This window comes from Burkholderia sp. BC1, assembly GCF_052683555.1.
On the sequence record NZ_JBQYLP010000121.1, the window covers coordinates 1 to 8,804 of the forward strand.

General features: G+C 52.4%; 5 protein-coding genes. All 5 read right to left on the reverse strand.

Annotated elements, in window-relative coordinates:
* Positions 1-5 precede the first annotated feature (5 nt).
* On the reverse strand, positions 6-1,382 hold the full coding sequence (locus ACSHSS_RS29095) for an AAA family ATPase (RefSeq protein ID WP_445545890.1): 1,377 nt from the start codon (positions 1,380-1,382) through the stop codon (positions 6-8).
* A 381-nt stretch (positions 1,383-1,763) separates the two neighbouring features.
* A complete protein-coding gene (locus ACSHSS_RS29100; protein WP_261532382.1) occupies positions 1,764-3,026 on the reverse strand; it encodes a YiiX/YebB-like N1pC/P60 family cysteine hydrolase in 1,263 nt (420 codons plus the stop codon).
* Position 3,027: 1 nt separating this feature from the next.
* Positions 3,028-3,519: a GNAT family N-acetyltransferase gene (locus tag ACSHSS_RS29105; RefSeq protein WP_261532381.1), complete on the reverse strand. Its 492-nt coding sequence runs from the start codon at positions 3,517-3,519 to the stop codon at positions 3,028-3,030.
* A gap of 393 nt (positions 3,520-3,912) precedes the next feature.
* Positions 3,913-7,047: a DEAD/DEAH box helicase gene (locus ACSHSS_RS29110; RefSeq protein WP_261532380.1), complete on the reverse strand. Its 3,135-nt coding sequence runs from the start codon at positions 7,045-7,047 to the stop codon at positions 3,913-3,915.
* A gap of 13 nt (positions 7,048-7,060) precedes the next feature.
* On the reverse strand, positions 7,061-7,888 hold the full coding sequence (locus tag ACSHSS_RS29115) for a hypothetical protein (RefSeq protein WP_261532379.1): 828 nt from the start codon (positions 7,886-7,888) through the stop codon (positions 7,061-7,063).
* Between the last annotated feature and the right edge of the window lie 916 nt (positions 7,889-8,804).

Consider the following 8,804-nt stretch of genomic DNA (forward strand, 5'->3'; position numbering starts at 1 on the left):
CATGATCACGATCCGCCGAAATGCGTGATCACGTTCGCCGGAATACGCACTCCATATGCAAAAACAGGCAACAGTGCCGACGGATTGTCCACTTCGAAGTGTTCACCGATTGTCACAACTCGCTTCTCATTCTCGAACTTGAACTCCAGCCTAGAAGATTGTCGCGGCCCCATTCGTTGGCTGCCGAGATAGCCCGGATTGAGCCTGAATTTCTCCGCATCTACGCCAATGTTCTCCCGATTTTCGCGTGAGGTCAGCCCAAGCGCGAACGCCTCCAACACCGTACTTTTCCCGACTGCGTTCTCCCCCAGAATCAGCAACGCAGGAGTACCGTTCGAGCGTGGCTGCGAAGAACGTGGCATCTTAACTTCAAGGGCCTCGATGGACTTGAAATTATGTAGCTTCAATGAAACAAATCTGCCTGGGTTCTTCGATGTCGATTCTTCACGCTGTTCTATGCGAGGATCATCGCGCCCCATACGCTTGAACACAGCCTGACGAATTCTCCGGCGAAACGAAGCCCCGTCGGGATGATTCCTGTAAACATCCCAGAAATCCACGTCCATTCTTCTCAGTAATGAAGGACTCAGCCCCAAAAGATCAGCGCAAACCTGCAACAGAAATCCATGCCACATGCCACCGAATTCCAAGCGCTTAAAGTCAAATATTCGTGGAACTCTTTCTGCAACCCCTGGTTGCCGCTCCCTCTCCGCGGTGGCATATCCTTTCAGAAGTTTCACGTAGTGAAGCATCATCTTCCCACGACGAGCAACAAGCCTCGGGCGATTTAGATTAAATTTTTCTATTGTCAGTTTGCCCAATTTATTTTTCGGACTGAAGATACCATTTGCATGAAAAATTATCGAAGTCCTTGGTTTTCTAATGCCACACGGATCAATAAGTAGCGAATTTTCTTGAATGGGGTACTCAGCCCAAGACCCATCATCAATACAAAGTCGAAGCGCCGCAAGCGAAGGAAGCTGGACCCGGCGACCACTGACTGGAAAAAAATTATCTCGATTATTACAATCTGAGCAAATCGGATAAAGATTTTCCCATACTAGAGACAACCACCCATAATAAAGATGCTGAGAACCCTCATCAGCTGCCGGCAACGAATCGGAGACGGGTCTAAATCGATAGACATCTATACTGCCCCGAATCTTAGATTCGCAAAACGCACATTTTCCGTGAAAAAGTTGATCCAGAGCATTTTGAATAGAGTCGCCGAGATTATGAAGCGATTCCACGGGCACCTTCGTCTGGGCACGGGCAGACTCCGACATCTGAAATAACTTCAAGACCTCGAATCTGGCCTTTTTTGCACGATCACTCAATAACCCTGCCGGCACATCAACTTCTTTTCGATCAAATAATTGCATGCAACAGCACCCCCGCTTTGCTTTAGCAAATAGTCATTTATATCAGCACAAGAACAGAAACAATTTCGAAAGACACGACATCATCATTGCATGAACACAACCACGACAGACATACGTCAAAGAGTGAACGCAAAAAAAGCGCCGACCTGTTATTCCACTCTTTCCTGTCGCAACATGGGTGCGAAGCTGGACTTGTCCAGGTAGACGAATCCATAAGCACCCGCCATCTCATGCAGCACACCAAAACATCATCACCAGCATTTATCTCGACAATCAATGGGACGCCCCCCAATGATGTGCTACTCACCACAATCACTCGACGGTGAAGCGGAATACAGCATGAATCAGCCGGACTGCCGTTGATAACAAAAGGCTACGCGGTTAGAAAGGTTTCATTGGTTCGTCGATCGAACGGATGCGAAAACAGTCGTCGCAGAGTCGAAGCGTTCCCGGCCCAGCCGCCGGAATACTCACGAAGACATAGTCGCAGGCTGGATCATCCGCACAGACACTGCATACATCCATACTTCCCGTTGCTCTAATGGCCGCTTCCGTCATTGCGGCCTGCTTGGGATTCCATTCGCGCAACGAAGCAAACCACTCAGGTGTGTGCGGACGGTGCAACCTGGGAGGCGCGGGCTCGCGCAGTCCCCTACGCTCGAGCCACCGAGTTGCCGCTCTAATGCGCCGAGCATGAAACTGCGTCAGGATATCGTACAGCTCTACCTTCAGCGCAAAGTATTGTCGAGGGTGCAACGTGTTCACAGTCACGTAGCCCGCGTGGTTCAGGACAAAACGGTTTTGACACAACTCCTCGTCTGCCAGCAGCTCTTCGCAGTACCTCTGCTTGCGTTCGGCTGAGCCAGTGTGCCCCTCCATCAAGGCAACGTGGTACTGCCAGGAATTCCTTTCAAACTCATCTCGCCACAGTTCCAGGTACCTAGAAGATCGCAGGGCTTGCACCAGGTAAGCGTCGCACTCCGGATGCTCTATCAGGTAGGCATCGATGTCGTTGAGTGACTCAATCTCAGAGGATAACTTGCGGGCCTCCCGAAGCAAGGCGTTGGTTGAATCGCGCATGGTCTGCACGTTGTCAATGTCGTCACGCCAGTCAGCCTCTTCTTCTGCGCTGAGATTTCTGAGCACATTAGACACTTCAACAAGCGCCGAACTCTTTAGGAACTCCCCGGGATGACAAAAATCAGCATCCGACACGAGGTCCACGCCGGCATTGCGATAGGCCTGCGCCACCAAACGCGAACAGTACTGTCTCCGGCCAGCAACGAAACCTGCCAACACGCTCTTGGCGGCGCCGGTCATGGAGTATCGGGTACCAACCGCTGCTCTGGCGAAAGAAATGACCGAGTGCAATTGGTCAGTAGTCAGCGGCTTCGCCGGTCGAAGTACATGACCAGCGCAGCCTGGATCAAGAATAAGTCGCTCAAGATTGCGTGCGTGAACACCGTCGCCAGTGGAGTCGATCACACTCGACTTACCCACACAAATCATGGCATGAGAGATGTCCGCACCGGTAACCCTGCGGATCGTTTGGCTCATTGGCTCGAGCGTGGTCGTCAGAACAACATCGCCGGGCTGGATGAGGCCGACAACGAACGCCCTGGGTTGCAATTTCAATTCGCTCATTTCACAACTCAGATTGAGCATCGATCCGACGCAGGTACTGAATGATGGGGTCTCCGCTGTAGCTGTCCGCCCCTTTCTTAATCGGCTCAAACAACACCTTCTCAGCCAGCCGTTGCGAGGCAACATTGTCCTCACCAACGATGGCCTCAATCCAGAAGGCCGTCATTCCTGCTCGGCTGAAGCCGTTCCACATCTCCTTGATGGCGGCAACAACAACCCCACGGGCCTTTCCCTGCCCCCGGTAAGCCTCAGCAACCGCCCAACCCACGTTGAAACAAGGCTCGCCCTCGACCGGGTCACATGGAATAAACTGCACGAGAGCCACGACGGAACGCCCAGCCATCTGGGCATAGCTCAGCCTAGTTTCGCCGTTGGGCCGATCCATGTGGATCAGCAAGTTTCGGTCAAGGTCGCCGCGCTGCACTGTTATCGCATTTGCAGCAAGGGCTAGTTGAAATGACTTGAGTGCTCCTGCCACATCCGGCAAAGGCATAATGCTCACCTATTACGGTTTACGACGTTGGCCAAAAAATCTTCAAGCAAATTAATTCCCAGCCGCTTCGTCCAATGTGGATCACTATGCCTTGAACCCGTCAGCACCTTTGAGATCGATGCCCCTCTGTTCAAGTCGACCGACAATACATCGGCCGCAAAGGAGGCAAAGTCCCCGCCTGCGAATATCGCGGACGCCCGAAGAGGAACTGACCGATTCCCGACAGGCCACTGAGCCAAATGGTCAGGCGGAGTTTTTTGCCATTAAATTCAAATAAGCAATATTCTATTTCCCCACCCCGACAGGGAATAGGACATAACAGCCAGATACATGATAAATACATTTAAAGCGCATACAACAAAAGACCGCGCACAAATAATTAACCTACGCTCGTCAAACACCTTCTAACATAGACCATACTTGGTGATAGTCTGCGCCACGCTGCTTCCCAAGGGCACTCGCCCACGTTTCACGACTGCCTTTTAATTCTTCGCGCAATCGATAAACGCTTCCGCCCTGCCCAAGTGACGACCTAGCAGCAAGGCCCAACGCAGCATTGCGTGGCACCCCGGCACTACGCAAAGCGATCGCAGAGTCGCGATTGACACCATACAACGCCATAGATGGAACATTAGCCGCCTCGCGGCGCTGTTCGTCACTCATTGACTCAAGGCTCGTACCAAACTTCATCGATATCAATGAAGCAAGCCCCCATGATGCGGACGTAGATATCTTCTTTACGTTTCTCATACATTCCGTAATTTTCTCTACGTCTGTTTCACCCTCGAAGTACTCCTTCGCAATGTCAGGAATGGGGCGGCCGTTCACCCAATCTGCAACCATGAACGCTAACTTGCTGCCATCCGAGCCCTTGCCAAATTCCAGATTCTCGCGAATTTCCGGAATCTTGAGCAAAATTCCCATGACTTCCTTCAAAGTCCTATTTTTTCCATTAAACAGTAGACTTCCGCTCAAGAGTGATTCAGGCGCATGAACTTGTGCCAAGTCACTCAACGCACGACGAACACTTTCTATAGAAAATCCTGTCGAATCGACTAACTTGACCGCCCCCATGTCCGAGGCAAAGCCTTGTGCGTATTGCTGCGTTTGAATCAGCAGGTGTCGCGCCAGCACCGTATTGTTCTCACGGAGAGCTTTGTAGCCCAATGTTCCGCGCAAGATAAGCTCCAACTCATCTGCAAATTTCACGGGGCCGACACGCCGGAACGTGTGAGTAATGAACTGAGCGAAGGCTGACCATTCCGGTTGCCACACGAAATCCCTTAGCCCTTTTAGGGCGCGCTCGTCATACAGCTTTTGTGCCATTGCAAGTAGCCTCGATGCGAGATTCTCGAGAGCTTCACTTACAAATTTCTCATGCTTGGTTTGCTGTTCTTGCGTGCTGCTAGCGAGTGCAACAACACCGACTGCTTCCTGGTCAACACGCCCCACGCGTCCAGCAATATTCCAGAATTCGGAATAATCCATCTTCGACTTATACGGTTGGGAAATCGTCGCCAACACCAAGTTCGAAATCGGGAAATTCACCCCTTGCGCAAGTGTGGTGGTTGAGCAAAGAGTGTGAAGCTGTCGTTCGGAAAAAAGCAACTCAATGAATTGGGCGACCTCCTCAGGCAATCCTGAATGGTGGACCGCAACACCGACGTTTATATAGTCGGCCAATGGAAAGTCCTTTCCCAACTCATATTCAACAAAGCGTGCAGCAAGAGCCCGCCTTGTATTTGACTGTTCGCCAAGATTGTCAAAATACATCGCCAGCGTTTTCGCAGCATCCCATGTCGCGTCAACGCGACCGCACAACAAAACTGTAGGGCCACGCGTACTCAAAACCTGAGTAGTAGCAACAGCAAGCTTATTTACCGCAGTCTTGGATACGGATTCCGTAAGTCCAAGCAATGGGCTCACGCCGGGAAGCGTCACCACTTCATCGACGAAAAGTGTCCGCCTCGGCGTATGCAGCGTGCGAAATTGAATATCCTCTAGCAGTTTCCCACGCTTCGCCTTATCGCGAGGGGGCAGGGCGAGACCGACGACTCTATCATTCGGCACCCAATCCGCCGCAATGGAGTAATCCTGATAATTTACCTGATCGAGCCACGTCGCGACTTCCTTTGCGTTCTTAATAAACGGCGTCAAAAGTAGAAAGCGCGCGTCTCGATGCTCTCGATTCAGCATCGCCAACAGCAATTCAAGTTTGATGGCACGGTCGTCTGAGCCACCTACGTTGTGCGCTTCGTCAACAACGACCAATGCAAGCACGCCGAGCTTGTCGCGTATGTCATCGCGACGCATCAGTAAATCAAATTTCTCGGGTGTGCAAACAAGCACATTGACCGGTGGTTCGGAATTCTCAGCAGACTCAGCGTCCAAAATAGCCGCTTCGATAGAATCAAATTCCAATGCCGGAGATAGGCGTTCAACGCGTAAACCTAACTCTCCGAAATCATGACGTAGCTTCGCCGAGATTTGATTGACTAGAGCACGCGTTGGCGCAATGTAAGCAACAAAACCTTTAGAGCTGCCCAGGTCATTTATCGCTTGCAGTATTGAGAATTCTGCAATAAGCGTCTTTCCACTAGATGTCGGTAAATTTACGACTATCGAGCGGCGGGCTGTTGAAATGAGCCCTTCCTCAGCCAAGGCAGCCCGCTGAGGCGGAAGCAGTTCGAAGATTGGATTGTGTGGTCGATTTACAAGGTAATTAGCAAATCGCTGCGTTAGAGAATTTGCACCTCGAACCGCGGTGCGAACCGAGTTAGCTATCAACTGCTTCGCGGCAGCATGCAACAGAATCCCAACGTCGAGCAAATCTAACGAGCGAGCGCGCTCAAACGCCTCGATTGCACGCTCGAACTGCATGTCGGTTTGCGCGCCAATATCTGATGCACCCTCACTGCGTCCAGTTATCGTGTAGGACGCCATCCGGTCAGCCGCACTGGCGAGATTGTAGAGCCCCACAAGCTCAAGGGCGGCAGATTTCTGTTCCCGCGTGCCCCGTCCTTGGAGCCATCGACTCTCGTATGCCTTTTGCTGCGCCCTCAGACTCGCAATTATTGAGACCGTGGCATCAATGTCGTCGCGGCCGTCCTTGCGCAACAAGCCGACCCAGGCAAACGCAACAGACTGACGCACATATGGCAGCCAATGCTCTCGGGGTGCAGAAATGGATGCCATCTCGGTCCGCAGAAATCTGCGGGCTTCAGCCGGGCGATCAGCAATGATGGCGAGCGTAGCTGTCCGCAACAGCCAAGTCAGATGGTCTTCTGGTGGCTCATCGTCGGGACGCTCATCTTTAAGCAGGAGATACGATTTTGCTGCCCGGTTGCGAAGCTCGGGGGCAAGCTGATTCGGCCCCATGGCATCAAGAACTGCAAGCTCGGCAATGACTGAGGCGAGTTCGTCCCTAACCTCATCGCGAAGCGATAGGCCAAACGTCTCATAGATACGCCGCTTTTGCGCCTCGGCATGTGCACGTTCGACGCTTCGCAGGGTTTCAGAAGTAGCCACGATGCTGTACCTATCAAAGCGGTGTGCAATGTAGCGACCAATTTTTGGCTGGAACGCAGATATACAGAGCGAGAAGCGAAACGCAATCTACGTTCGGCAACTTGCCCGACAACGCCCCGGCGTGATGAGCAACATCTTTCGCCTGTGGAGTAGTGTCTCGAACGAGGACACCGACGAGCTCTGCCCCCGTCGGAAATTCGTCCGCAAGACGCTTGAAAGCTTCCCGCCAGACGGGCATAAGCGAGGTCTCGCGAACCCGGCTGTATGTGTACGACAAAAGGCGCCTGAGCACTCGCCAGTCGGTGGCAAGCGTACAAAGTTGGTATTCTAACCCTTTGTTCCCGTACATGACCGCCGGGGGAACTTTCAAGTCCGATGAGGTCTTCACCTCGGCAAACAGGAACCGGTAGCCGCCGTCATCCAACGGTATAAAACCCACTATGTCAGCGCCCGGAAGGCTCGCGCGAACTGACCGCATGTCTCGCCTACGGTTTGTCGGCCAGATGGCTTGCAACTGTGACTGCAAGGCGAGTTCCGCCATTGCTTCGCCGATGTCATTCTCCGAGAGTTGCTCATCTGGAGCCATGAGCGCCGCGTGTAGCGCTGTATCGTCGAACCCCTCGACTCGCATGAAATCGTTCAGGGCGGCAACTTCCTCCGCGTCATACGCGCGCTTGCGAACTGGGCCCTTCAACCAATCGATGCAATCGGCTTCGTCAGCGACACAAAGCCCCAGGTACGCAACACCCGCCTCGGCGGACTTATAGTTCTGCTTCGTGGAAGAAGGCAGCATACAATTCGATTTTTTGCCAAGAACACACGTCTTGGTCGTTTTCTTCAAACCGTCTGGTCTACGACGGCCCCTCGGCGCTACTCTTATCGTCTCTCACACACTGCACCAACACTCATCATCCGCTTGGAGAGCTCCAACTTCCCCATATCATCTACTGCTTTAGCTAATTTAATCAAGCTTGTGTGTGGAGAAGGGAGGTGAGGCCCTAGCAGGCGGGTCGGATACCGATGATAGTGGATAAGATGGGAGCCTTTATGTCACTGCTGCATGGCTGATTTAGTAGGGATGGCCATCAGCACACCACATTGGCCGACAATTGGAACGAGTGGCGCCGAGGCCGTGCTGCCATCCAGGCGAGATTCACGTCCGATTGTCGCAAACAGTCTCTAAATTCTGCAGCTGTCAAAGATGACAGCCACCTCCCACTTGAGGTATCAGCGATATTCCCGTTGGGCCAAAACCGCTGTTGCTGTCGGTAAGCCACCCGGAAGACTATCTATACGACCAAAGCGATCGAGTCCAGTACTCGTACCTGCGACTTGATCTAGCCCTGAGTGATAGTTCAGATCCCGATTCGTTCATGTTAATCGTCGACGTCGGAAAAGATAGACCGCCCTGCCGTAACGTCTCTTACTTTCGCAGGTGCAACTTTCTCCCAAAAGCTAGCTGAACTGTCCTCTGACTCCGTTGACTTGACCGATCTCTTAGCGTCTGCCAACTCATCTTGTAACTCTTGGATTCTGCTCTGCAAGTCGTCAGGAATCAGATCTTCGATGTCGCGAAGGAAACTAGAGACTGGGTCAAAATGATCGTCGAGATCGCTGTCTGGATCTGCGCTATCAGCGAGGTTCGATATACGGTCACCAATATTCTCGTCCAGCAATCCGAGTAGTTTCCCGGTAAGGCGCATCAGTTCTAGGGAAACGCTGATTTATTCGGCTCGGCGGTCATCGCAGACGTAGCC